The sequence below is a fragment of the Pseudomonas helmanticensis genome (assembly GCF_900182985.1).
Classification (GTDB): Bacteria; Pseudomonadota; Gammaproteobacteria; order Pseudomonadales; family Pseudomonadaceae; genus Aquipseudomonas; species Aquipseudomonas helmanticensis.
Genome location: NZ_FXUY01000001.1, coordinates 865,655 through 888,139, shown reverse-complemented (window position 1 = coordinate 888,139; position 22,485 = coordinate 865,655). Strand labels below are relative to the sequence as shown.

The 22,485-nt window shown below is 55.4% G+C and carries 23 protein-coding genes; 14 read left to right on the top strand and 9 right to left on the bottom strand.

The window, feature by feature from the left end; all coding sequences use genetic code 11:
- Positions 1 to 78 precede the first annotated feature (78 nt).
- A complete protein-coding gene (locus QOL84_RS04165) occupies positions 79 to 1,191 on the top strand; it encodes a Gfo/Idh/MocA family protein (RefSeq protein ID WP_283436295.1) in 1,113 nt (370 codons plus the stop codon).
- A gap of 169 nt (positions 1,192 to 1,360) precedes the next feature.
- Here QOL84_RS04165 and QOL84_RS04160 read toward each other — a convergent pair whose 3' ends face one another.
- The 3 genes from QOL84_RS04160 to QOL84_RS04150 all read right to left on the bottom strand — a co-directional run bounded on the left by QOL84_RS04160 (position 1,361) and on the right by QOL84_RS04150 (position 3,419).
- A complete protein-coding gene (locus tag QOL84_RS04160; protein WP_283436294.1) occupies positions 1,361 to 2,041 on the bottom strand; it encodes a hypothetical protein in 681 nt (226 codons plus the stop codon).
- A gap of 85 nt (positions 2,042 to 2,126) precedes the next feature.
- Positions 2,127 to 2,435 carry a cupredoxin domain-containing protein gene (locus QOL84_RS04155; RefSeq protein WP_283436293.1) on the bottom strand — a complete coding sequence of 103 codons (309 nt, stop codon included), beginning with the start codon at positions 2,433 to 2,435 and terminating at the stop codon, positions 2,127 to 2,129.
- 15 nt (positions 2,436 to 2,450) lie between these two features.
- On the bottom strand, positions 2,451 to 3,419 hold the full coding sequence (locus tag QOL84_RS04150; RefSeq protein WP_283436292.1) for a metallophosphoesterase family protein: 969 nt from the start codon (positions 3,417 to 3,419) through the stop codon (positions 2,451 to 2,453).
- A 153-nt stretch (positions 3,420 to 3,572) separates the two neighbouring features.
- On the opposite strand from QOL84_RS04150, the gene QOL84_RS04145 reads away from it, so the two are divergent.
- Positions 3,573 to 4,085: a sigma-70 family RNA polymerase sigma factor gene (locus tag QOL84_RS04145; protein WP_283436291.1), complete on the top strand. Its 513-nt coding sequence runs from the start codon at positions 3,573 to 3,575 to the stop codon at positions 4,083 to 4,085.
- Entirely contained in the window at positions 4,078 to 4,881 is an 804-nt protein-coding gene (locus tag QOL84_RS04140; protein WP_283436290.1) for an anti-sigma factor family protein, read from the top strand. The genes QOL84_RS04145 and QOL84_RS04140 overlap by 8 nt, the downstream gene beginning before the upstream one ends.
- A 160-nt stretch (positions 4,882 to 5,041) precedes the next feature.
- Here the strand turns inward: QOL84_RS04140 and QOL84_RS04135 are convergent, their stop codons facing one another.
- From QOL84_RS04135 to QOL84_RS04125, 3 genes are all read right to left on the bottom strand, one after another.
- Positions 5,042 to 5,989, bottom strand: a complete 948-nt coding sequence (locus QOL84_RS04135; protein ID WP_129388636.1) for a transposase — start codon at positions 5,987 to 5,989, stop codon at positions 5,042 to 5,044.
- Positions 5,990 to 6,233: 244 nt separating this feature from the next.
- The gene (locus tag QOL84_RS04130) at positions 6,234 to 6,488 is read right to left on the bottom strand and encodes a hypothetical protein (protein WP_283436289.1); all 255 of its coding nucleotides are present in this window, start codon (positions 6,486 to 6,488) and stop codon (positions 6,234 to 6,236) included.
- An 18-nt stretch (positions 6,489 to 6,506) separates the two neighbouring features.
- Positions 6,507 to 6,872, bottom strand: coding sequence for an avidin-fold protein (locus QOL84_RS04125; RefSeq protein WP_283436288.1), 366 nt, complete (start codon positions 6,870 to 6,872; stop codon positions 6,507 to 6,509).
- A gap of 141 nt (positions 6,873 to 7,013) precedes the next feature.
- Here QOL84_RS04125 and QOL84_RS04120 point away from each other — a divergent pair, with 141 nt between their 5' ends.
- From QOL84_RS04120 to QOL84_RS04085, 8 genes are all read left to right on the top strand, one after another.
- Positions 7,014 to 7,544 (top strand): hypothetical protein, encoded by a 531-nt coding sequence (locus tag QOL84_RS04120; RefSeq protein WP_283436287.1) that lies wholly within the window; start codon positions 7,014 to 7,016, stop codon positions 7,542 to 7,544.
- A 153-nt stretch (positions 7,545 to 7,697) separates the two neighbouring features.
- Positions 7,698 to 8,258 carry a hypothetical protein gene (locus QOL84_RS04115; protein ID WP_283436286.1) on the top strand — a complete coding sequence of 187 codons (561 nt, stop codon included), beginning with the start codon at positions 7,698 to 7,700 and terminating at the stop codon, positions 8,256 to 8,258.
- Positions 8,259 to 8,430: 172 nt separating this feature from the next.
- Entirely contained in the window at positions 8,431 to 9,225 is a 795-nt protein-coding gene (sseB, locus tag QOL84_RS04110; RefSeq protein WP_283436285.1) for an enhanced serine sensitivity protein SseB, read from the top strand.
- Between the two features lie 2 nt (positions 9,226 to 9,227).
- Positions 9,228 to 9,590: a hypothetical protein gene (locus QOL84_RS04105; protein WP_283436284.1), complete on the top strand. Its 363-nt coding sequence runs from the start codon at positions 9,228 to 9,230 to the stop codon at positions 9,588 to 9,590.
- 32 nt (positions 9,591 to 9,622) lie between these two features.
- Positions 9,623 to 10,684: a fimbrial protein gene (locus QOL84_RS04100; RefSeq protein ID WP_283436283.1), complete on the top strand. Its 1,062-nt coding sequence runs from the start codon at positions 9,623 to 9,625 to the stop codon at positions 10,682 to 10,684.
- 282 nt (positions 10,685 to 10,966) lie between these two features.
- On the top strand, positions 10,967 to 11,515 hold the full coding sequence (locus tag QOL84_RS04095; RefSeq protein ID WP_093433268.1) for a fimbrial protein: 549 nt from the start codon (positions 10,967 to 10,969) through the stop codon (positions 11,513 to 11,515).
- A 92-nt stretch (positions 11,516 to 11,607) separates the two neighbouring features.
- A complete protein-coding gene (locus tag QOL84_RS04090) occupies positions 11,608 to 12,348 on the top strand; it encodes a fimbrial biogenesis chaperone (protein WP_283436282.1) in 741 nt (246 codons plus the stop codon).
- Between the two features lie 75 nt (positions 12,349 to 12,423).
- Positions 12,424 to 14,928 (top strand): fimbria/pilus outer membrane usher protein, encoded by a 2,505-nt coding sequence (locus tag QOL84_RS04085; protein ID WP_283436281.1) that lies wholly within the window; start codon positions 12,424 to 12,426, stop codon positions 14,926 to 14,928.
- 230 nt (positions 14,929 to 15,158) lie between these two features.
- On the opposite strand, the gene QOL84_RS04080 is transcribed toward QOL84_RS04085, so the two are convergent.
- Together QOL84_RS04080 and QOL84_RS04075 are read right to left on the bottom strand one after the other, a co-directional pair.
- On the bottom strand, positions 15,159 to 15,524 hold the full coding sequence (locus QOL84_RS04080) for a DUF6124 family protein (protein WP_283436280.1): 366 nt from the start codon (positions 15,522 to 15,524) through the stop codon (positions 15,159 to 15,161).
- Positions 15,525 to 15,710: 186 nt separating this feature from the next.
- Positions 15,711 to 16,076, bottom strand: coding sequence for a DUF6124 family protein (locus tag QOL84_RS04075; protein WP_283436279.1), 366 nt, complete (start codon positions 16,074 to 16,076; stop codon positions 15,711 to 15,713).
- A 600-nt stretch (positions 16,077 to 16,676) separates the two neighbouring features.
- On the opposite strand from QOL84_RS04075, the gene QOL84_RS04070 reads away from it, so the two are divergent.
- Complete coding sequence (locus tag QOL84_RS04070; RefSeq protein ID WP_283436278.1) at positions 16,677 to 18,536, top strand: RNA-directed DNA polymerase; 1,860 nt, start codon at positions 16,677 to 16,679, stop codon at positions 18,534 to 18,536.
- Positions 18,529 to 20,073, top strand: coding sequence for a DNA polymerase (locus QOL84_RS04065; protein ID WP_283436277.1), 1,545 nt, complete (start codon positions 18,529 to 18,531; stop codon positions 20,071 to 20,073). Before QOL84_RS04070 ends, QOL84_RS04065 begins: the two co-directional genes overlap by 8 nt.
- Positions 20,074 to 20,257: 184 nt before the next feature.
- Here the strand turns inward: QOL84_RS04065 and QOL84_RS04060 are convergent, their stop codons facing one another.
- Complete coding sequence (locus tag QOL84_RS04060; protein ID WP_283436276.1) at positions 20,258 to 21,061, bottom strand: 2OG-Fe(II) oxygenase; 804 nt, start codon at positions 21,059 to 21,061, stop codon at positions 20,258 to 20,260.
- Positions 21,062 to 21,328: 267 nt separating this feature from the next.
- Between QOL84_RS04060 and QOL84_RS04055 the strand changes: the two genes are divergently transcribed.
- The gene (locus QOL84_RS04055) at positions 21,329 to 22,300 is read left to right on the top strand and encodes an AraC family transcriptional regulator (RefSeq protein WP_283436275.1); all 972 of its coding nucleotides are present in this window, start codon (positions 21,329 to 21,331) and stop codon (positions 22,298 to 22,300) included.
- Positions 22,301 to 22,485: the final 185 nt, after the last annotated feature.

The following is a 22,485-nucleotide window of genomic DNA, read 5'->3' as shown; positions in this document are numbered from 1 at the left end:
GAACGCCACACCCTTTTTCCGCCGGGCACCGCTCAGCACAATCGCTGCCTGCCAATCACGGCTTTTTCGAGGTATGCGATGAACACTTCAACCCCCACGACGCCCCGTATCCGCGTCGGTCTGGTCGGTATCGGCAACTGGGCCAAGCATGGCCACGTACGGGTTCTGCAACTGCTGCCACAGTATGAAATCCGCGCGATCTATTCCCAGCGCGAAGCGGCCGCGAGCGAGGCTGCCGCTCAGTACGGCATCCGCCATGTCGTCGGTTCGCTGGAAGAGTTGGTCAACCATCCGGAAGTCGATCTGGTGGTCGTACTGACCACCGCGCCGCAACATGAAGTGGCGGTGCGCGCCGCCATCGCCGCGAAGAAAGACGTCTATTGCGAATGGCCGCTGACGCCGAGCACAGCAACCTCGCAAGAGCTGCTTCGCCTCGCCGAAGCTGCCGGGGTGCGCACCATCGTCGGCTTGCAGCGACGCCTGGCGCCGCACAATCGTTACCTGCGCGACCTGCTGCAAAGCGGCTACGTCGGCAAGCCTCGCTCGGTGCGCATGCACGTCAGCATGAATTACTTCCAGGCCCTGCGCCCCAACGCCCTGCGCTGGACGGCGCCGGCAGAAAACTTCTCCAGCGTCATCGCGATCTACGCCGGGCACTTTCTCGACATGCTGTTGACCGCCACCGGTTGGCCACATCAGGTCAGCGGTTTACTGGTCAACCAGTTTCCGCTGGTGACCATCCGCGAAACCGGCGAAGAGCTCGAAAGCGAAGCTCCCGATCAACTGGTACTCAGCGGTATGCTCGGTGAAAACGCCGTATTGTCGGTACACATCGAAGGCGGCAAGCGCAACGGCTCCGGCGTGCAGATCGATATCACCGGTGACGCCGGAGACCTGCGCATCAGCAACCGCTCAGCGTTCGGCGACATCGGTGACGACTACGTGATCGAAGGCGCCCACGGCGACAACCTGCCGCTGCAAGTGCTGCCAGTGCCAGAGGGTTACGACCCGCTGAAATCCACCGAGCTGCCGTCGGCGGTGCTGGAACTGGCGTATCTGTATGCCGCTTATGCCGACGACATCAAAAACGGCACCCACAGCGCCGGTACCTTTGCCGATGCGGTGCAGATGCATCAACTGCTCGACGCAGCTCTGCTGTCGCACATAGCCCGCGAACAGATAGCGGGATGATCTGCAGAAGATTTTGGCGTGGTGACAAGATCCTGAGTCAAAGTCTCGAGCTCGACCGTAACGTGTAGGAGCTGCCGCAGGCTGCGATCTTTTGATCTTGTTTTTCAAGATCAATATCAAGATCAAAAGATCGCAGCCTTCGGCAGCTCCTACAGGGGGGGGCGGCTTCTTATAGGGCCGTCACGGTCGAGACGCCTAGCGTTGTCAAACGGGTGTCCAGTTTCCTCAAGTAGGAGACCGAAGCTTTATCGTATTTCCGAAGCAGGTTTTTCGTTTCATTCATCAAGTCCATTTTTGAATTGAGCGCTTCAACGAGTTCATCCGTTTGCTGGGCGTCCAATCGGCCATTGACTGCATCTTGCTTGACTGTCATAAAACGGGCATGGCACTCGATCTCTGCGGCCAGCTTTTCGATATCAGAGTGTTGGTACTTTGTAGGGCGCGAGCATGGATTGGACGAGGATCGATTGTCCGTAGGCCGAATGTCGATCTCATCGATATTAATAAGTTCGTTTGCCATATCCTTACCGAAGTATCTGGAAAGCTTGAAGTGCTCAGCGATCAACTGCTGGCGCCACCCTCGGCGAAACTCCATATATTCATCCAGCGGCCCTTTGGAAAAATCTTCCCAACCCTTCTGATCCATCCCTTTCAACAACTTGGCTAGGGCGTTGTATCCGTTATCCATAAGACGACTGGTTTCCTGTGCAGTGGTCTGTGCACCGTCGAGAAAACTTACCTTGTCCGCTCTTTGATCTTGATGTGCCTGCTGGTAGGTCGTACCTCCCAGGGTAATAGCAGCAGTGAGAAGTGAAATTGAAAGAGTTTGCTTCCATGACAAATCAGCCATCAATGAATCCCGAAATTATTTGTTATCGCTCTATATCGGCAACTGAGCAAACTTCGTGAACCCTGACTGGCATGAAAATCAGGGGTCACTGCGTCACGATAATCTTGCCGATCATCTGCGGATGCAACGCACAGAAATACTCAAACTCCCCCGGCGTATCGAACACCCAGGAAAAACTGTCATCGGTGTCCAGCGCCCCCGAGCGAAACACCTTGTGGGTTTCCGCCACGGTGTGCGGGATCTGATCGTCGTTCACCCACGTCACCTTGGTGCCCACGGCCACGGTCAGATCCTTGGGGCCGAACATGAATTCCTTGATGTCGATCTTCACATCCTGCGCCCATGTCGGCGTTGACATCATCAGGCAGAGCAGCGCCGCAAATCGCGTTTTCATCGTTGCGCCCTCCCCTTAAACCAATGTCGAATCGATCAGCGCCAACGGGTGATCACCCTGTGTGGCGCGCACATCGGTCAGCCCCAGATAATTGCGCAACTGATCCGCCGCCACGGTCATCGGCCCCGGCGAAGGTGCCGCGCCCGGTGCCGGCTGCGGGTACGCCGTGCCACGGGCGGTGTGGAAAGTGATGTTGCCTTCGACCTTCTGAATCACCTGATGAATGTGCCCGTTCAGCACCGTCACCGAACCGTATTTGCGCAGCATCGCGATCGCCTGATCGCCGTCCTCGGTGCCCCAGCCCCACGGCTGATAGATCGTCCACAGCGGAATGTGCGTGAACACCACGATCGGCGTGCTGCTGGACACCGCGCGCAAGTCATCGGCCAGCCAGGCGAGTTGATCGGCGCCGAGATTGGCCTCGCGCCCGGCCTGGAAGTTGAAGACATTCACCAACGCAATGAAATGCACACCGTGGTCATCGAAGCTGTACCAGCCGTTGCCTTTGGTGCCCTTGCCGTAGCGTTGCAGATACAGCGCACCGCCGCCCGCATCGAGGGTGTCGTGCTCGCCGGGGACGTAATGCACGGTGGCCGGCAGCGCCTTGAGCAACTGCGCCGCCGTGTCGAACTCCTCGGCTTTGGACAGGTGGGTGATGTCGCCGGTGTGGAGGATCAGCGATGGCCGTTTCGGCAGTGCGATCACTTTGTCGATCGCCACCTGCAAGGTCTTCACCGGTTCAGGATTGGCTTCCTTGTTGAAGCCGATGTGCGAATCGCTGATCTGCACGAAATGAAAAGTGCTGGCAAACGCCTTGGGATCGCTGACGTTGCCCGCCGCATCCAGCGCGAAGGCTTTCGGAATGCCGCCGTGCAAAGCCCAGATAACGCCGGCCCCGACCCACGCCGAGCACTTGAGCAGCGCGCGTCGGTCCGGGTTGAGCAAGCTGTCGGTGCGGCGTTGAGATTTTGTATGCATGTCCATCGGTGTGTCCTCGCGGGCGAACTACAGTGAGGTAGCTGACACGAGGGAAACCAAGCGCGGCGGCGGTTTATTCCGCACAAAAAAATAAATAATTTCGCGGGAATAAACGCCCACGCAGCACGGTTATAGAGGAGTGACGGTGCGGAACCAACCATGAAGCAATTTGAGGAACTGATCGCGCCCCATCTGGACGCCGCCTACAACCTCGCGCGCTGGCTGACCGGCAACGACAGCGCCGCGCGCGACGTCGTGCAGGAAAGCGCCTTGCGCGCTTTCAGGTTTTTGCAGCGTTTCGCCGATGGCAACGCCAAAGCGTGGTTCCTGACCATCGTGCGCAACGAAAGCTACACCTGGCTCAAAGCCTCGGCCGGCCGGCATTGGGTGCCGATTGACGACGACATCGGCGAACACGAAGGCGCGCTCAGCCACAGCCAGAGCCCGGAACTGCTGGCCATTCACAGCGAAAACGCCGCCCTGCTCCAGCAAGCCCTCAGCGCCCTGCCGCCAGCGTATCGCGAGGTGATCGTGCTCAAAGAACTCGAAGACCTGCCCTACAAAGACATCGCTTTGGTCGCCGACATCCCGATCGGCACCGTCATGTCGCGCCTGGCCCGGGCCCGCGCGATGCTCAAAGTTGAATTACTGAAGTTGCACGATCATGAATGAACTTGATTGCCCGGTGTGCCGGGTGCGGTTGCAGGGTTATGTGGATCAGGAGCTTGAGCCCGCGTTGGCTGCGGAGGTGGCGGCGCATTTGGCTGCTTGTGCGCAATGCGCGCAGGTGTGTGAGGAGGTGAAAGCGCTAAAGGTCAGCGTGAAGCGCCATGCCGCGTATTACCCGGCGCCGGCATCGTTGGCCGCCAGTCTCTTTGCACCTGAAGCGCCGCCGATTGGCTTGATGGAACGCTGGCGCAAATGGTTCGCCCCAGCTTTTTCCGCGACGGCGTTAGCGTTGGCGGTGATGCTTTACGTCGCGACGCCGGGCAGCGAACAACCGTTGATGGACGAAGCCGTGGCCAGCCACGTGCGCTCGCTGATGGGCGAACACCTCAACGACGTCGTTTCCTCCGACCGCCACACCGTCAAACCGTGGTTCACCGGCAAACTCGACTTCTCGCCGCCAGTGTTCGACTACGCCGCGCAAGGTTTCCCGCTGCTGGGCGGCCGCCTCGACTACCTGCAGCACCAAACCGCCGCAGCGCTCAGCTACGGCCACGCCAAACACATCATCAACGTCTTCATCCTGCCGACCCCTGACGCTGACAAACCGCAGCAAGCCCAATCAATCCGCGGCTTCAACGTTGTCTCGTGGCAAACCAACCACATGCGCTACGTCCTCGTCTCCGACGTAGAAAAAGGCGAACTGCAAACCCTCAGCCAACTCCTGCAACCCCCCCTTAACCCACATCCCAAACTTTTTTGCGCCGAACCACAAACCCCGAACCAACCCAAATCCCTGTAGGAGTGAGCCTGCTCGCGATAGCGGTGGGACAGTCAAAAAAGAGGTTGGCTGGACGGACGCTATCGCGAGCAGGCTCACTCCTACAGGGGGTTTGCGTTTTTGCCCAGGCTTTAAGCACGCAGCGGACACTGTGGGAGATTCTATGGTTGAGGGGAAGCCCTCAACCTCCCTTCGGCTGGTATTCGCTTTGCCCCTTCAGCAGCGCGAATACCACTCGCGCAAGCTTGCGAGCCAATATCACCAGCGCCTGTGTCGTACTGAACCCACGGTTTCTTTGCTCCTCGTAGAAGCTTTTCCAAGCCGGTGTACGGCTGGCCGACATGGCTGCGTTATGGAGCAGTCGCCGGGCCTCTGGGTCTCCGCGTTTGGTCAGGCTCCGGCGACCGTCCTTTTGTCCTGACTGCGACACGCGCAAATCCATCCCCAAAAACGCAATAAATGCATCCGCGTTTTTGAAGTCGCCCCGCTGAAATGTTGCGATCAAACGGGCTCCGGTCAAAAAACCAATACCTTCAACTTTTGTGCAGCGCTTCAGATCTGCGAGCAGCCCAGCCTCTTTTAATTGATCGTTGATCATCTTCTCGACCAATGTTTCGAGCCTCTGCATTGAGGCCACTTGCTCAGCAAACGCGCTTTTGAGCAGCGGTTCATTCGCCCAGCTTTGCACCAGACCAACCCGTGCCTGAACCAGCGCTGCACGACGGCGGAAAAGGCTCAGAAGGCGGCGATATAAAGGCGATGGCGGGATCCAAGGATGAAGCTCTTCGTATTCGTTTTTTAGATAACGAGCGAGCAGCTTGGCGTCCAGCGCATCGGTTTTGGCGCGAACTTTCACCCCTATTCGGTAATGACTCAACGCGTAGCCATCGACCATGTAAATCGTGCACCCGGCTTCATGGGCCAGATCGGCGAACGCCAGGTGATAGATGTTGGTCGATTCGATAGCCAAATCAACAGGTGCAGGCAAGGCTTTCAGCCATTTTTTGATGGCTGTCTTGTCATTGGAAATAGTCTCGAGCAGATCCAGCTCGGCCTGATAGATGACCAGTTCATTCTTGGCAACATCCACGCCCACAATAGGCTTTACGACAGAAACCGGCATTGCCATTGAACATCCCCCGAGATATGGTTTTGAACACTTGAAGGGGCTCACCCAGGGGCGCAGGCTTGTTCCTATCGTCGGTCCTGGCCAGATGCATTCTTTATCGGCGCTTGGGTGAAAGGAGGAGGGGCGAAATCTCCCACGGATCTGTACTGCGTCAACAGTCAGAATCTGGCTTTGTCCCTCCTCCTCCCTTCAAGTCCCAGCATACAAGCTGGCTTGCCAGCGAAGGCGTCCGCCCAGCCAACCGCTAGACAGAATCAGACGCAAGCTTCAGCATCCTGGTGAAGTGAGCAATCGCCAGATGAATCTCATCCTGAGTATCGCCGTCCCAATCCTCAACGGTCAGCAATTCAGCCTTCAGCGCGTCAATTCGATCACGTATTTCAGCGACTTCTTCGTCCCCGCATTGCTGCGCAATGGCCACCCATTTCTCATCCGAAATACTTTGCTGCACGGAAAGTCCGGCACTCGCTTGCGCGATCAGTGCTGACAATCTACTCATCAAATGCCTCTCTTCTGTTCACGCAACGACCTCAACATAACTCGACTCCCCGCCCCCGCTAGCCCCCGACAACCATCCCCACACAAAACTCAAAGTAGTCCGCCCCGCCTCATCCACACCAACAACGCCACGCGACCAACCAGACAAAATCTCGTCCTCAGTCGTCAGGCAATGAAACAACAGCTCAATCGTGTCCGGCCCCGTCACACGTCCCACCTGATGACCCACGCGAATCCGACCACCCTGATAACTGCTCGAAATCCCCAAACCTTCAACACAGTAATGAAACACTGTGCCGCTACCCGACAGGCCCTGCGTGTTATCCGCTACCGCGAATCGACGATCGTGCAAACGCTCGCTGACTTGAGAAAAGAGGGTTTCCATAAAAGTCGCGTCCTTGGTCGAGAGGGCTTATTCCAGTATGCGAGCATCCTACCCGATCGGTTTGCGGCAGCGGCCAATTCGAGTTCGTCAGCGCCCCGCCACTGCAGGTCGCCCGGCCTCGCACATTCCGGACTTGAAACCATGCCTGCGCGCGGGCCAGCAATCACAAACCTGACGCCCACCAACACCACCATCGCCCATGAAAACGATGGCGATGCCTGCTACCTGAAACGGGCGAGCATGCAAACTCGAAGCGGACACCTTGGTACCGCCGCATCAAGGCTACAACACAGCGCGCTTTTGCCTACAAATCTTACAGACTTGGCTGGCTTGCCTGCTTTCCCTTTCAGTTTTATCGTTTCCCCGTCACTGCCCATCAGCGAAAGCGTTGGGCAAGCAAGGTCCTATACAAAGCTTGATCAAACTGAAAAGGAGTGGTTGACGCCTCTATCGACCGCACCTAATCTGCTCCCATCCCGCCCAAGGCAGTACGCCGTCCTACCCATCCAGGACGCGCCTAACCCTTGGGCGTTTTGTTATCAGGAAGAAAACATGCCCACAGCGGTATTGGTCGATGGCGCCTTTTTCATCAAGCGCTTTCGAAGGATTGAACCTCAAAACGCGTTCAATGCTGAGCAAAACCTTGAGCGCTACGCAACCACCTCAACATAACTCGACTCCCCATTAGCTCCAGCCAACCGTTACCTCAGCGCAGCAGGATTTGCGGCCGTATTCTGCCAACCCAACCGCACCGTCGTGTTTGACGGCCCTCCCGGCCCCACCTAGTCTGCCCAAGGCACCCTTTCAGCGTTCACGGAAGGCCGGATGAACAACTTCCCAATCGTCGCCACCGTTCTCTCGATGATCCTCGGGCTCTCCGTCACTCGTCTGCTGCTCGGTGTATTAACGGTATTCCGTATCCGCCGTTTGGCGGCGCCGGATTGGGTTGCGCTGGTTTGGGCAGTGATATTGTTCACCACACAGTTGGAATTTTGGTGGGCGGTCAATGCATTGTCGTCGGTCAAACAAACCTTCAGCTTCGTTGAATTTCTACTGCTGGTGATGCTGACGCTCTCGCTGTTCGTCACAGCCGCCCTGTTGCTGCCCAGCCGCAGCGAGGACGAACAGCACGGTTTGCGTGTCTACTTCGAACAGGATGGCCGTTACGCCTTGCTGTCGCTGTCGACCTACCTGTGCCTCGGGTTGATCGTCAATGTCACGCTGTTCCAGGCCAACCCGCTCGCACTGTGGGGCCTGCTCGACGTGATCATGATTGCCTTGCCGATCTGCGCATTTGTGGCGCGCTCGCGCAAAGCCTATGCGACCATTACTCTGCTCTACGTGCCCATCAACATCCTCGACACGCTTGTTTCGCTTGCCACTTGACCCTGCCGCCAATCAAAAACAATCCCGGTTCCAAGGTTTAACCCGTTTGCGCTTTATTCGACTGCCGTTCCCGACGTACACGCTCAAGGCAAGCGCTGGATTCTGCTAGGGTGCAGCAGCGACTGACCTGCTCTGCGCCATTCACTTACTGTCTGTTTTTATGGAACGATCGATGGACATCACCAATACCCAGGAAGAAAACGCCCTCGAACACTCACTGCGCCTGGCGGCAGACGAGCCCGCGCACCGACCCGAGTTTTTCAAAGCCCTGCTGAGCTCGACCATCTACGTGCTCGGCACCACTGGCACCGGCGAAGGCCCGGCCCACCTTGAGGCGGGCAGCAACATCAGCATCGCCCATTGGCAAAAACCCGACGGGTCCCCGGTCATCCCGTTTTTCTCTTCACTGCAAACCCTGCAAAAGTCCATCGACAGCGAAGAGTCCTACATCGAAATCCCGGCCAAAGCGCTGTTTGAAATCACCTTGGGCGCGCAACTGTTCCTCAACCCAAAGTCGCCGTATGGCAAAGAGTTTTACCCGGAAGAAGTGCGCAACCTGCTCTCCGATGCGATCGGCCAAAAGCCGACACAACGCACCGTCGAAAAAGACACGCAAGTGCTGCTCGGCCAGCCTTCGCAATACCCGACGCAGATGATCAACTCGCTCACGCAACTGCTCGCCAAACATCGCAACGTAAAACGTGCGTTTCTGGCCTTGATGCACGATGCCTCGACGGATCAAAAGCCTCACCTGATCATCGGTATCGAAGCGGACGGCGACATTGAATTGGTCATGCGCGAAGCCGGTAACGTCGCCGGGGACACCGCGCCGGATGGCGAGCCTGTTGATCTGTACCGCGTCAGCGAAGGTGAAACCGGCCTGAGCGATTACTTCCTCAAACAAACCGTGGCCTTCTATGAGCGGAAGTCGGCAGGCTGGCTGCGTTCATTGTTTGGTTTTGGCTAAGCATGAGTGAGCGCAACGCCAAACTGACCGCAGATCAGGCGTGCGCCATCGTGCTCGCGCTGTTTGACGGTGTCATGAGAGACGGCAAACCCGAGCGCTTTGTCATTCAGAACTGTGAGCTGTCCGCTCATGCATGGCAACCGCTGTTCCGGCCTTGGCCGCGAATGATGGGTATCAAGGATCGCAGCCTGCTTCCGGGTATCACGACTCGGATTGGCCTTGAATCTCGCTGCTGCCGAAACCTCTGGGAAATTTCCTACAAGCCAGCGGGAAGCCGGCTATTCGATGCGACCCTTGTGATCCTGATAATTCAGCCCTTCGTTGGCCGACGCCAACAACGTCCAGATGCAGTCAGCCTGCATTGAATGGCCGTTTTCTTTTCGGGAGGGCACATGCAATGAAGATCGGATCACGGATGCTGGGCGGGCTTGGCGCGTCGGCGTTGATGCTGATGGCGGCGCCGGCGATGGCGGCTTGCACCTGGGCGACGGGCAACAATACGGTCAAGCAGTTGACGCTCACCGGTGGTGCGGTGTTCGCACCGAGAGACGTACCGATCGGCACCACGTTGAACGCCAACGGCACCATGCGACAGCTGAATTTCGGTGACACCTTGCTTTGTTATGGCACGGCCACCTACAACACGACACTGATCGGTCCAGTGGCGGTAAACATTCCGGTGGACGTGCTGGATGTGCCGGCCAATGCCTTGCTGCAGACCAATGTGCCCGGCATCGGCCTGGCCATCTATATGACTGGTTTTGCTGCCGCATGGATTCCGCCGCCGGGTAATCCCAACCGCTTCATTCCCTTCAACATGAATCGCACCGCCGCCAGCCAGGCGAACATGAACCAGGCGATGATGCGTTACGCGCTAATCAAGACCGGTGAAATCGCGCCCGGCACCCATACCATCAATCAACTGGTCGCCACTGGCACTTCGGACATGGGTCCAATGTTCGACCTGACCTTCACCGCGACCGTAACCCTGGCCGGTTGCTCTTTGCCGGCCGCACCGGGCAATCAAATCAACGTGCCGATGGGCACCTGGGAAAAACGCGTATTCAACGGCAAAAACTCCACCACGCAGGCCCAGCCGTTCGCCATTACCCTCAACGCGTGCATCGCCGGCAACAACTACCCGTCGAACACCAACGGCTACTTCAACGGCAACTTCGCCAATATTCAGATCGATGCCGACAAGACGTCGACCATCCTCGACGCGGCCAACGGTGTCTTGAGCCTGTCGAGCGATTCGACCGCTCAAGGCGTGGCGATCCAGGTGTTGCAGGACAACGGCACGCCGATGAATCTGGGTCAGCCCGTGCGCCTGAATCGCATCGTCAACGGCGTGACTTCAGTGCCGCTAAAGGCCCGTTATATCCAGACCGGCGATGGCCAGACGCCGCAACCCGGCACCGCCAATGGCCACGCGAGTTTCACCGTGACTTATCGCTGAGCCCCGCTGCCAAAAAAACCGTTTCAGTTTCCCACGCTCCCCTTTGCCATCGCCGATTCCGCGCGGTGCCAAAGGGGAGCGTTTTTTATGGCGGTGCTGATTTAGCGGAAGCAAGCGCTGGGAATTTTCCTACAAGCAAAGGGATTTTCCCTACATAGCGCCCTGATCGGCATCCCGATAATGAGCCTCAGACGCCACGCTCTGCCCCAGACGGGATGGCGACGTCGATCCGTCTCAGGGCCTTCGGGCTCAAGGACATTTACTCAATATCTGGAAGTGATCATGAAAAATTTTGCGCTCAAAGGTTTGTCCCTGGCCCTGGTTCTGGCAGCTGCTTCGCAAGCCGCAATGGCCGCCGACGGTGAAATCAACTTTGTCGGCAGCGTGACCGACAACACCTGCCCGGTCGTGGTGTCCGACCTCAACGGTTCGGCCGGTGCCGGCGACGTCGGCCTCGGCAGTGTGCCGGCCACCTCCCTCGCCACGGCCGGCGCAGTGGCGGGTGGCGGCGCGTTCACCCTGACCATCGACACCACCGCACCGGGCTGCAACGTCACCGGCAAGAAAGCCGTGGTCAAGTTCCTTTCGCTGAGCGGCAACGCCGGTTCCAGCGGCCAGTGGATCGGCCTGCTGCCGGAAGCCGGCGTGGCCACCAACGTCGCCGTGCAGATCAAGGATGCGTCCGGTAAAGACGTGCAACTGGGCCTGGAATCCTCGCCTTATCTGGACCTGACCCAGCCGCTGCGCTTCACCGCCAACTACGTCGCCACCGGCGCCGCCACTTCCGGTCCGGCCAACGCCAAAGCCGCGTTTACCGTCGACTACCAATAAGTCCGGTCAGCCTCCGGCGGCGATTGGCGCCGCCGGAGGCCCTTCCCTTTGCCACGGTTTTTTGTGGCCGTGCCGACAAGAGGATGAACGCAATGAACCCAGCAATTTCCCCCTTCAAAACCGCATCGGTATTGGCCGTATTGCTGAGCGCAACATTGCTCAGCAGTTTCAGCCAGGCCGGTGTGATGCTCGGCGGCACGCGCATCGTGTACGACGGCAACAAACGCGATGCCTCGATCACGGTCAGCAACACCACGCCCGAGCCTTACGCGGTGCAAGCCTGGATCAACACCGAGGCCGACGACAACACCACTGCCACGCCGTTCGTGGCCACCCCACCGCTGTTTCGCCTCGATCCGCGCAAAGAGCAAATGGTGCGTATTCAGAAAGTCCCCGGCGATCTGCCGCAAGACCGCGAATCGGTTTTCTATTTCAACGCCCAGGAAATTCCGCTGGCCGGCAAGGCCGACGCCAACACCCTGAAAATCGCCATGCGCACGCGGATCAAAGTCTTCTATCGCCCGCCCACCCTCAAGGGCAACGCGATGGAGGCACCGCCGCAACTGCGCTGGAGCCTGCAACAGGAACAAGGCAAACCGGTGCTGGTGGTCAACAACCCGACAGCGTTTCACGTGTCCTTTATCGGCGTGAAAGTCGAGGCCGGTGAGCAAGTGGTTGAAGTCAATGAACCGAAAATGGTCGCGCCAATGAGCAGCCAGCGTTATGCGCTGCCGGGTTTCAGCGGCCGCAGCGGCGCGGTGGTGTTCTCCGCGATCAACGACTACGGCGGTTACAGCGAGCCGAAAAAAGTCGAGCTGAGCAGCGCCCCGTAACACCGCCACCCCTTTCCTTGCGAACCTGCCTGCACGCTGCCGATGCCGCGTGACGGCCGAGTGTTGAGTATTGTCATGCGAATCGAAGCCCTGAACCGTCATCGTCAGTCCGCGCCTTTTGTTCCATTGCATCTGTCGGTCGCCATTCTCGCGGCGCTGATGGGCAGTTCGGCAAGCGCGGACGAACCGGCGAAGTTTGATGCCAGCTTCATGCAGCCCTTCGGCGGCGCCAGCGCCGGGCCCAACCTCGATCTGGACGCCATCGCCAACAGCGGCAGCATCGGCCCTGGCACCTATCCGGTGGTAATCCGCCTGAACCAGAGCTTTTTCGACCGCCGCGACATGACCTTCGCCAAGGACGCCAAAAGCGCTGAAGTGCGCGCCTGTCTGTCCGAAGCGTTTCTCAAGGAACTGGGGGTCAAGGTCGAGGCGTTCCTGACCCCGGGCGAAACATTCCCCGCGTGCATCGACCTTGCCGAACTGATCGAAGGCGCCTCGGTGAGCTTCGACGCCGGGCGTCTGGCCCTCGACATCAGCGTGCCGCAGATCGCCCTGCGCCGCGACGCCGCCGGTTATGTCGCCCCCGAAGAATGGGATCGCGGGATCAACGCGGCGATGCTCAACTATCAGTTTTCGGCGGCCAATACGCAGTCCGATGCGCGGGGCAGCGGCACGCAATACAACCTCTACGCCAACGGCGGATTCAACCTCGGCGACTGGCGTTTTCGCTCCAGCTCCTCGTTCCGTCAGGACGAAGACGGCCAGCAGGACTGGCAGCGCAGCAACACCTACGCGCAGCGCGACCTGACCGCGATCAAGGGCACCCTGACCCTCGGCGAAAGCTTCACCCCCGGCGACGTGTTCGACAGCATTCCGTTTCGCGGCGCCCAAGTGGCGTCGGACATGGGCATGCTGCCGGACTCGATGCAGGGTTATGCGCCGATCATTCGCGGCATCGCCGAAACCCAGGCCAAGGTCGAAGTGCGCCAGAACGGCTACTCGCTGTACACCACGTACGTGGCGCCCGGTGCGTTCGAAATCGACGACCTCAACGCGGCGTCGGGCAGTGGCGACCTCGAAGTGATCATCACCGAAGCCGACGGCCGCGAACGGCGTTTCACCCAGCCGTACGCCACGCTGGCCAACATGCTGCGGGAAAAAACCTGGCGTTACAGCGCCACCGCCGGTGAGTACAACGCCGTCGACGGCGGCCAGCGTCCGCTCTTCGCCCAGGCGTCACTGGCGTACGGTTTGCCGTTCGACCTGACGTTGTATGGCGGCCTGTTGGGCGCCGACTTCTATCGCGCCGGCGTCGTCGGCGTGGGCAAAAGCCTCGGCAGTCTCGGCGCCGTGTCGCTGGACGTGACCCAAGCGCAAACCGACGTGCCGAGTGGCTCCGGGGTCGCGGCTGGCAAAGAAAAAGGCCAGAGTTTTGGCGCGCGTTACGGCAAGGCTTTCGAGACCGGCACCTCGGTCCGCTTCGCCGGCTATCGCTATTCCACCGAAGGCTATCGCGACTTTGATGAAGCGGTGAGCCTGCAGGAACCGAACGAATTCAACACGTTCTCCAAGCGCAGCAAAGTCGAAGCCAGCATCAACCAGGCGCTCGACAGCTACGGCTCGTTCTACCTGAACATGAGCAAACAGAACTACTGGGGCAGCTCGCGCGAAGACAAACAGATGCAATTGGGCTTCAACACCCAACACAAGGGCGTGACCTACGGCATCTACGCGAGCAAAACCCTGACCGACAACTTCGGCCAGAACAACCAAGTGGTGTTCACCGTGTCGATGCCCATCGGCCAGACGCGCAGCACCGGGACCTACACCGTCACCCGCAACAACGACGGCAGCCTCGACCAGCGCGCCGGCCTGAGCGGGCGCGACGGCAACCTCAACTACAACGTCAACGCCAACCGCTCCGACAACGGCGGCAACAACGGCTCGGCCCTGATCGGCTACCGCGCACCGTTCGCCCAACTCGGCGCGGGCGTCAGCGTCGGCAGCGGCTACCGCCAGACCTCGGTAAGCGCCGCAGGCTCCGTGCTCGGCCACAGCGATGGCCTCGAATTCGGCCAGACCCTCGGCGAAACCGTGGCCCTGGTCGAAGTCAAAGACACCCCGGACGTCGGCGTCCTCAACGCCCCCGGCACCCTGACCAACGCCAAGGGCTACGCCCTCGTGCCGTACGTCACGCCGTACCGCAAAAACCGCGTGGCCCTCGACACTGGCGAACTGGACAACAACATCGACATCGAAGAAGGCGTGACCAACGTCGTGCCCCGTCGCGGCGCCGTGGTCAAAGCGAGCTTCGCCGCCAGCCGCTCGGAAAAAGCCCTGCTCAACGTGCGCCTCAAGGACGGCAAACAACCGCCGTTCGGCACCCCCATCACCAACGAAAAAGGCGCCAGCGCCGGCGTCGTCGGCCAGGCCGGTCAAGTGTTGCTGTCCGTGGGTGAAGGCAAGGTCTACCAAATGAAATGGGGCGAAAAAGCCGAACAGAGCTGCCGCATCGAACTGGACGTGAGCAAAGCACCGATGGTCGATGGTTATCGGGTGGCGGATGCGGTGTGTCAGTAAGACCGGGGCTTAAGCGCCGCGACCTACGCCATCACCGATAGCCAGATCGGCAGCTTGTCGAAACACCAGCGGGCGTTGGAGGGGAAAATGATGAAAGATGAATACGTGCCGGTGTTTCAGAGCACGCTGGATGCGCCGAAGCCGTTGGTGACGTTGGTAGCGGCGCAGTGATTGTGCGGCCAGGGAGCTTGCACCCTGGCCGTTTATTCCGAATCAGCCAGGCACAAACGCTAGACCGGCGCCTTCAACTCGACGTTATCCAACGCCTTGTTCACCGCCAACTCCCCCAACATCACCACCTGCGCAATCCCCAACAGCGTATTGCGATTCGGCCCTTCCAGCATCCCGGCAAAATCACCGAGCATCACCGTCGCCGAGGCCAACGACTCACAGGCATTGACCAGCAAGGTTTCAGTGTCGGATTGCGGATTGACCATGAACAAAGTGCTGGGGCTATACGGCGTCGCCATGATCTTCTCAGGCGCAAGATAATGATCGAGCGCCCGCTCTGCCGCCGCGTGAAGCTTCTTCGAATCGAATGATTCATACGGCGACGCCGGATCTGTCCCCGGCGGACTATTAGTGGTTTCAAACATCAACTGAAACTCCAGCAAGCACCCATCAAGGCACTTTAAAAGAAATAACCACCGCAAAATGCCCCCTGTAGGAGCTGCCGCAGGCTGCGATCTTTTGATCTGCTCTTCAACAATCAAAATCAAAAGATCGCAGCCTACGGCAGCTCCTACACGGCGTTCGCGGTGCAACCGTGCATCAAGCCGCAACTAGTGCGGCAAGCGGCGTCCATCCAGGACTCGATTCACCATCAGCTCACTCAGCATGATCACCTGATGCAGCATCAGCAGGGTTCGTCGTTGTGAGTTGTCGACGACATCGCTCATGTCACGTGCCATGTCACTGGCGGCGGCCAACGACTCGCAGGCTTCGAGGAGTAGAGTTTCTTCGTCCACGGCGGGATCGATGAGGAAGATCTTGCTGGTTTTGCGGGAAGGGATTGAGAGTTTCAGTGAGCCGGGGTTGAGATAGAAGTTGATGGCGCGGTCGGTCGCCTCTTTTATCTTTTGAGGTTCGAGGGTTGGGTCGTACGGGATCGGATCGGTGTCCGGTGGGTTTGGCGTTGGTTTGAACATAGAGGACTCGCTACCTTATAAGAAATAAAGAGCCGTCACTCTCGCTACCAAACGATGGGTGGCGGCCATGCGTGGGTTGGTAGACCGGTCAAGATAGCAAACCCCGGCGCTCACGAATGAGCCCCACGCATGGCCACCATAAAAGCTGAGCCTCAAAATCGAGACTGCATAAGGTGTCGTCATACGGCTATCAAGAAGCGGGCTACCAAACCCGATCACTGTTTTGCAGTGACCGGGCAACGATATAGCCCGCCCCTATAGCGCGTATGCCGGGGGATTCTGTAGTAGGCGTAGGCAACGGCGCAAGGCGTTGTAGCCTTTGTGGCGTAACGATTTGTGTAATTTAAACGTCTATGCGGGGTTACGTTTAAGCGATGGAAACACCATGGCGATTACGGCGCTTTCCTGCAAAATAGTATGGCCCGTCTCATCAGCGCACCACCATGCGCCACACGCCCCCAACATGGCACACATTGAAAGAAGTGCTAGAGTCTTAAGGGGATTTTTGACGCTGCGCGCTCTTTGTAATTCAACCCCAAAATCAATATCAGTGTTATTTATCTAAAAAACAACCCAGATAACCGCTAAAGGATTTTAGATATGTCGGAAGAACTTGGAAGCGAAGCACAAAAAATCCGACCTCACTTAGATCCCGAAGTACTTTCAAAAGCGGAAAAAGTAAAGCACGACCTAAATTCAATTATAGATCTGATTAAAAATAACGACCCAACCTTAAAAACAAAAAAAGTCAAAAAAAAACTTCACCATTTTATAGAAACATGCCTCGCTTATGGCATTCTAAAAGAAGACACTCCCAAAAAGGCCATCGATCTACTAGCATTTGACATAGACATAGATGCAGTACTGCAACATTTAACTCAAGACATGAGAGATGATTGGTTTTTCGATGTTCTCCAGCATCGAGATTTAATAGAAAACAAAAAATATTTGCACGAAAATCTTCAGAGCTTAATATTGGATGGTAACGGAAAATATCAAGGAGCTATGAGGACAGTCTACGACATCCCCAAAAAAAGCATTGGGTTAAGATACTCTCTCGAAACAGACTTTTATGATAGATTTATTTACCAAGCAATCTGCTCATTTCTTATTCCATATTACGACCCATTGCTATCACACAGAGTACTTGGGCACAGATACAATAAAAACAGAACGTCTGAGCGATACATATTCAAAAGCCGCATAGAACTTTGGACCACTTTCGAAGGCGTGACCAAAACCGCGATTCAAAACAACCAAGCGCTATTAGTAACAGATCTCATAAATTACTTTGAAAACATATCAATTGATTCAATAAGATCAGCCTTTGAGGAGAGCATAGACAAAATAGCGGCAAGCGGACCAAAAAAACTAATGATACGAAACTCAATAAATACACTCTGTGAACTCTTGTGTCGCTGGGGGTTTAATGAAAAACATGGTCTACCACAGAATCGAGATGCGTCGTCATTTATTGCTAATGTTGTATTGAACTCTGTTGATCAAACCATGGTAGCTCTCAAGTACGATTACTACAGATACGTTGACGACATTAGAATCATATGCAATTCCCCACAAGCAGCTAAAATCGCGCTAACTGAATTGATCAATCAGCTCCGAAAGGTCGGAATGAACATCAACTCTGCAAAAACCAACATCCTGACAAACAATAGCCCTACCCAAGAAATTAGCGAAAGCTTTCCAACAACAGACGACCGCAGCCAAACAATTGACAGTATGTGGCGATCTAGAAGCAGAAGAGTTATAGCTAGATCCGCGAAATATATTCACCAACTACTTCGCGAATGCATTACAGAAAAACAATCTCAATCCCGACAGTTCCGTTTCGCCATCAATCGACTAATCCAACTTACGGAAGCCAACTTATTCGACATACAAACAGACATAGCCATAGATCTCAAGCACTTACTTATTGAAACCTTAGAAGACCATGCAGCCTCCACAGACCAGTACTGCCGAATATTATGGGCATTAAAACCATCTCCAGACGAACTTGAAAAAATATCTAATTACCTCCAAGATCACGACCGCTCTATTTACTCCTGGCAAAATTTTCACTTATGGCTACTACTCGCAAGAGCAAAATACAAAAACAGTGAAGCCATAAACTTTGCCAAAAGAAAAATTACAGAAAACGTACTTCACTCCGAATGCTCTGCCATATTCATCTATTTACGCTGCATCGATGAGACTGATCATCTTCGCCCACTTATTCAAGAGTTCCGCGATGATTGGCCTTTCTACCATCAAAGAAACTTTCTTCTCGCCATTAGTGAATTCTCCAAAGAGGATGTCGCCGAATTAGTACCAAAAATCGGCACAAAACTTATGTGGACTGGCTTACGCGCCAAACCTTACTTCGATAACGGAATCCCGTTAATTGATAGAGAACCTGCCAGTGCACTAAGCATCTACGAGGAAATAAGTCCTTATGAGTAACAATAAAAAAGCACTACTTTTCATCCACGACTACACTGAGCAGGGCAATGATTTATTCTATCTATGGGATGCAACCCAGATTGAAGAGGTATCAGCCGAAAAACTCGTCGCGGATAGTGCAGAGATCATTTGCCATGACTATTGGCTAATAGCACCTGCAATATATGAAGCAACCCAGCAATTACCAAAAATCATTACTGACATCGAAGAACTCCGAATCTCAACATCTGGCCAAAAGACCGACAGAGAACTAAAAGAAAAAATTGACGTAGCTCAGTCTTTAAAAGAACTGGTTGAGGCAGACACAATCAAAAAGTACCTTGCCATTTTCCACCGAAAATGCGCTATAGATGAAAGTATCCTCGCTACAGTAGGTCAAGCTTTGCTAACACTGTCAGAAGAGATAGAAACTTCAGCAAAACAACTTGATGAATGGGATCGATTTATCAAGATAGAGCGACCAATAACAGAGCAATTAATAAAATCAGCAGCCAAAGGCATCGCAATAAACGAAGACAAACTTCGCCTGCACAAGAAAAACATTGAATTTGAATACTATATGGCTCTTAAAGCCTTCTCTGCAAAATACAATCTACCATTAGAAACACCCACAGACACTGAAATCATCAACTACCTAGAACCAAAAGGTTATGATTTTTCCGGAGTAAATGTGGAGTACGTTTTGAAATTTGTACCTATGCAGGACGATTTTGCTATAGATCTTTTACAACTCATGAAAATTGCAAAATCAAGAAAAGTACTCAATTTAATACCCTTAAGCCAGAGAAGAATCTATCCGATTACAGATGTTTTCGGCTCAGTCACATCTCGAATATACTTCAAAGACCCATCATTACAAAATCTAGCAAAACAACATAGAAACATACTCTTACCAGATGAAGGAAAGCTATTTTCCTATGTCGACTTTGATCAATATGAGGCAGGAATAATGGGAGTACTATCCGGCGATAGCGAAATCCTGAGACTTTATGCCAGCGGCGATCTTTACGAAACCGTCGCAGAGGAACTGTTCGGTAACAAAGCCAATCGAAAGGAGGCAAAAAGACTATTTCTCTCATACGCTTATGGAATGCGAAAACAAAGCCTTTACGACGCAGCATCAAACTATGGTGCAAACAGGCAAGCAGCCAAGGATTTCTTTAACAAATTTTGCATTTTTGAAAAATGGAAAGTCACTATACATTCAGAATTTCAACAACAGGGCTATGTCAAAACCTCCTTAGGAAACCATATGAGACGAGAAATTATCGGGCCTTTATCAGAGCAAGAGAAGAGATCTTCCGTGAGCCAAATAGTACAAGGCACCGCATCCCTCATATTTAAAAAGTCACTTTTGAACCTCAGAAACGAAGCCAACATTCAAATAAAAGTACCAATGCATGACGCCGTACTATTCCAGCACGATGAAAAATTTAACGCTGATACGGTCGCGCAAATATTCTCTTCTACCATGACTGAGCATTTCGATGGAAAAATCCAGGGAAAAGCATCAACAGGTGAGTTCTTTGTGGACTAACCCGCCGAAACATAACTAGTACGGCCACATATAAATCCTTACCGGGCTAATTTCAAAAACGTTATTTTTCGCATTACAATAGGGCTACCAAGATGAGTACCTGCCCCAACTGTTCCGCCCTCCCAACTCCCAATACGAGTCGACGTATAAAGAATCATCTACTTCATCGAACGAAAATAATCCCTCACTGCTTTTTCTTCAACAATTTATTCACGTAGTACTTGACGCTCCACCGATCCTTCGGCCGCGGCTTATAGTGCGTTTTATTCCTCTGCCCCGGCTCCCCACCCACCCCACTCGCCGTGTAGTAATAAAGCGCAATCGACCGCCGAGTGATGCCTTCCGGCGTAGTCAACGGCTCCGGATGCCCATGGTTGCTGTCCTTGTCCGTATTGAAAATCACACAGCGGTTATAAATCGGCAGCACCTTCTTCAGGCATTTCTTCATGCCCACATCCCAAAGCTCCAGGTTGCCGCCGTACGCTTCCTGCCAGTCCTCGGTCAGGTAAATGATCACGTTCAACCGACGCTCAACGTTGAGCTTTTTGTTCAGCCGAAAATCCGAGTGCACGCCGAGGAAGCCGCCGGTTTTGGTTTCGTGTAAGCCGCCACCCGCGAAATAAGGGTCTGGAATCAGCCCTTGGATGCCGGTGAGTTTTTCGAGGAATTCCAGCATCGGTGCGGAGTTGAAGGTGTTGAACACGTTCTTCAGGTACGGGCTGCAGGCGTTGGGGCTGATCTGGCGTTTGAGTTGGCCTTTGTAGCCGCGTTCGTAGATTTGTTCGTTGTTGGTCGGTTCGACCGGGAAGTGTTCGCGGATGCTGGCGATGACGTCCGCTTGCAGGAAGTTGTCGATGACGATGTGCGGGAATGGCGTGGCCTGGGTGTACTCGTGGGTCAGCGATTCGCCGAAAGCGCTGGCGGCGTTTTGGTCGAAGTCGAGTTCCGGGGTCAGGGTGATGGGGAGTGTTTGCGTGTTGGCTTGCATTGCCGCTCCAATGATCTTCAGGACTTTCAGGGCGGGTCAAACAGGGCCTGGGGCTTGGCGCGGGGCCCTTGTTTGCTCGCTGAGTACAGTGGCGAGCAGGTTGCCATGTCGGCAATGGCCTGCCGAGTGTCCTTTGCTTAAACGTGGCGCGGCGCTGTTACGGCATGTTTCAGGCTGTCACAAACGCGTCATATTTCCTCTGCTAGTCTTCTCGGCGCCCTGCCCCACACCCCTGTCCTAGAGCCCCCAACCGAAGGTGCCGCCAAGGTGTTTCCGTCTCCTGTTCGCCAGCAAATCATTCTGCGCTCCGACAATCTTCGTTCGGACGACTTCGGTGCACTTTTTTCGAAGTTGTTTGGTAATCGCTATGCGGACAATCCGCCGCTGCCGGCGAACATCATCATTGGTGGGGTTTATGGGCGGCATGAGGGTGTGAGTTTTCGGCGGATGCATTATCGCGGGGATTTCACGGTTGCCTTTCCCGATCCGCAGGATGAGATCACGTTTGTTATTCCTACGGCGGGCAAGATTGTTTTTAACCATGCGACTGAATCGGTGGGTGTGACGCAAGTTGGTTTGGCGATTGATAAGGCTGACATCCGTTCGATGCGGTTTTTTGATGGCCACGCGCATCACGGGATGTCGATCAATCGGCATCAGCTCACTGAGCGGTTGGCGGCGCTGTTGGGTAAACCGATTCTGGAAAGGATTGTGTTTGAGCCGAGTGTGGATTTGAGTTCGGCGGCGTTTCAGGGGATCAAGGCGTTGATTGATCTGGCTACCGGCACCGAGTTTGATTTGTTGATCAATAGCGGGACGCTGATGCCGTCGCGGTTGCGGGAGATGTTGATTGATGCGGTGCTGGAGGCGTGGCCGCATAACTTTTCCGAGGCGTTGCGGCGGCCGACGGCGATGGTTGCGCCAAGGCATGTGAAGTTGGCGGTGGAGTTTATTCAGGCGCATCCGGAGCAGTTGGTGAGCGGTGTGGATCTGGCGCGGTTGAGCAATGTCAGTCAGCGGGCGTTGCAGGAGGGGTTTCGGCGGTTTGTCGGGATGTCGATTGTGGCGTATCAGCGGCAGGTGCGGCTGGAGCGGGCTTATGAGGTGTTGAAACAGCGGGGTTCGGGGTCGGTGACGGAGGTGGCGTTGCGGTTTGGGTTTAGTAATGTGGGGCGGTTTTGTCAGTATTTTCAGGGGGCTTTTGGGGTGAGTCCGGCGGAGTTTCGGGCTCGGGGGTGATTGGGTAACAGTGCTAGGTAACTTGTGGTGAGAAAATTTAGCTAAACGTCGCACCGCGCCGATGGGTTGCTAAGCGTGGGGATGGCACGCCGGCGCGGTTGATCGAGGAGTGGGCGCGGAGGCGTTTGACCGAGTTGGCCAGTTGATTTTGCGGTAACTGCTTTCCCCTCACCCTAGCCCTCTCC

What these genes read in the sequence shown, in the direction of transcription:
- QOL84_RS04165 (WP_283436295.1), top strand. Translation starts at nt 79, where the DNA reads ATGAACACTTCAACCCCCACGACGCCCCGTATCCGCGTCGGTCTGGTC.
- QOL84_RS04160 (WP_283436294.1), bottom strand. Translation starts at nt 2,041, where the DNA reads ATGGCTGATTTGTCATGGAAGCAAACTCTTTCAATTTCACTTCTCACT.
- QOL84_RS04155 (WP_283436293.1), bottom strand. Translation starts at nt 2,435, where the DNA reads ATGAAAACGCGATTTGCGGCGCTGCTCTGCCTGATGATGTCAACGCCG.
- QOL84_RS04150 (WP_283436292.1), bottom strand. Translation starts at nt 3,419, where the DNA reads ATGGACATGCATACAAAATCTCAACGCCGCACCGACAGCTTGCTCAAC.
- QOL84_RS04145 (WP_283436291.1), top strand. Translation starts at nt 3,573, where the DNA reads ATGAAGCAATTTGAGGAACTGATCGCGCCCCATCTGGACGCCGCCTAC.
- QOL84_RS04140 (WP_283436290.1), top strand. Translation starts at nt 4,078, where the DNA reads ATGAATGAACTTGATTGCCCGGTGTGCCGGGTGCGGTTGCAGGGTTAT.
- QOL84_RS04135 (WP_129388636.1), bottom strand. Translation starts at nt 5,989, where the DNA reads ATGGCAATGCCGGTTTCTGTCGTAAAGCCTATTGTGGGCGTGGATGTT.
- QOL84_RS04130 (WP_283436289.1), bottom strand. Translation starts at nt 6,488, where the DNA reads ATGAGTAGATTGTCAGCACTGATCGCGCAAGCGAGTGCCGGACTTTCC.
- QOL84_RS04125 (WP_283436288.1), bottom strand. Translation starts at nt 6,872, where the DNA reads ATGGAAACCCTCTTTTCTCAAGTCAGCGAGCGTTTGCACGATCGTCGA.
- QOL84_RS04120 (WP_283436287.1), top strand. Translation starts at nt 7,014, where the DNA reads ATGCCTGCGCGCGGGCCAGCAATCACAAACCTGACGCCCACCAACACC.
- QOL84_RS04115 (WP_283436286.1), top strand. Translation starts at nt 7,698, where the DNA reads ATGAACAACTTCCCAATCGTCGCCACCGTTCTCTCGATGATCCTCGGG.
- sseB (WP_283436285.1), top strand. Translation starts at nt 8,431, where the DNA reads ATGGACATCACCAATACCCAGGAAGAAAACGCCCTCGAACACTCACTG.
- QOL84_RS04105 (WP_283436284.1), top strand. Translation starts at nt 9,228, where the DNA reads ATGAGTGAGCGCAACGCCAAACTGACCGCAGATCAGGCGTGCGCCATC.
- QOL84_RS04100 (WP_283436283.1), top strand. Translation starts at nt 9,623, where the DNA reads ATGAAGATCGGATCACGGATGCTGGGCGGGCTTGGCGCGTCGGCGTTG.
- QOL84_RS04095 (WP_093433268.1), top strand. Translation starts at nt 10,967, where the DNA reads ATGAAAAATTTTGCGCTCAAAGGTTTGTCCCTGGCCCTGGTTCTGGCA.
- QOL84_RS04090 (WP_283436282.1), top strand. Translation starts at nt 11,608, where the DNA reads ATGAACCCAGCAATTTCCCCCTTCAAAACCGCATCGGTATTGGCCGTA.
- QOL84_RS04085 (WP_283436281.1), top strand. Translation starts at nt 12,424, where the DNA reads ATGCGAATCGAAGCCCTGAACCGTCATCGTCAGTCCGCGCCTTTTGTT.
- QOL84_RS04080 (WP_283436280.1), bottom strand. Translation starts at nt 15,524, where the DNA reads ATGTTTGAAACCACTAATAGTCCGCCGGGGACAGATCCGGCGTCGCCG.
- QOL84_RS04075 (WP_283436279.1), bottom strand. Translation starts at nt 16,076, where the DNA reads ATGTTCAAACCAACGCCAAACCCACCGGACACCGATCCGATCCCGTAC.
- QOL84_RS04070 (WP_283436278.1), top strand. Translation starts at nt 16,677, where the DNA reads ATGTCGGAAGAACTTGGAAGCGAAGCACAAAAAATCCGACCTCACTTA.
- QOL84_RS04065 (WP_283436277.1), top strand. Translation starts at nt 18,529, where the DNA reads ATGAGTAACAATAAAAAAGCACTACTTTTCATCCACGACTACACTGAG.
- QOL84_RS04060 (WP_283436276.1), bottom strand. Translation starts at nt 21,061, where the DNA reads ATGCAAGCCAACACGCAAACACTCCCCATCACCCTGACCCCGGAACTC.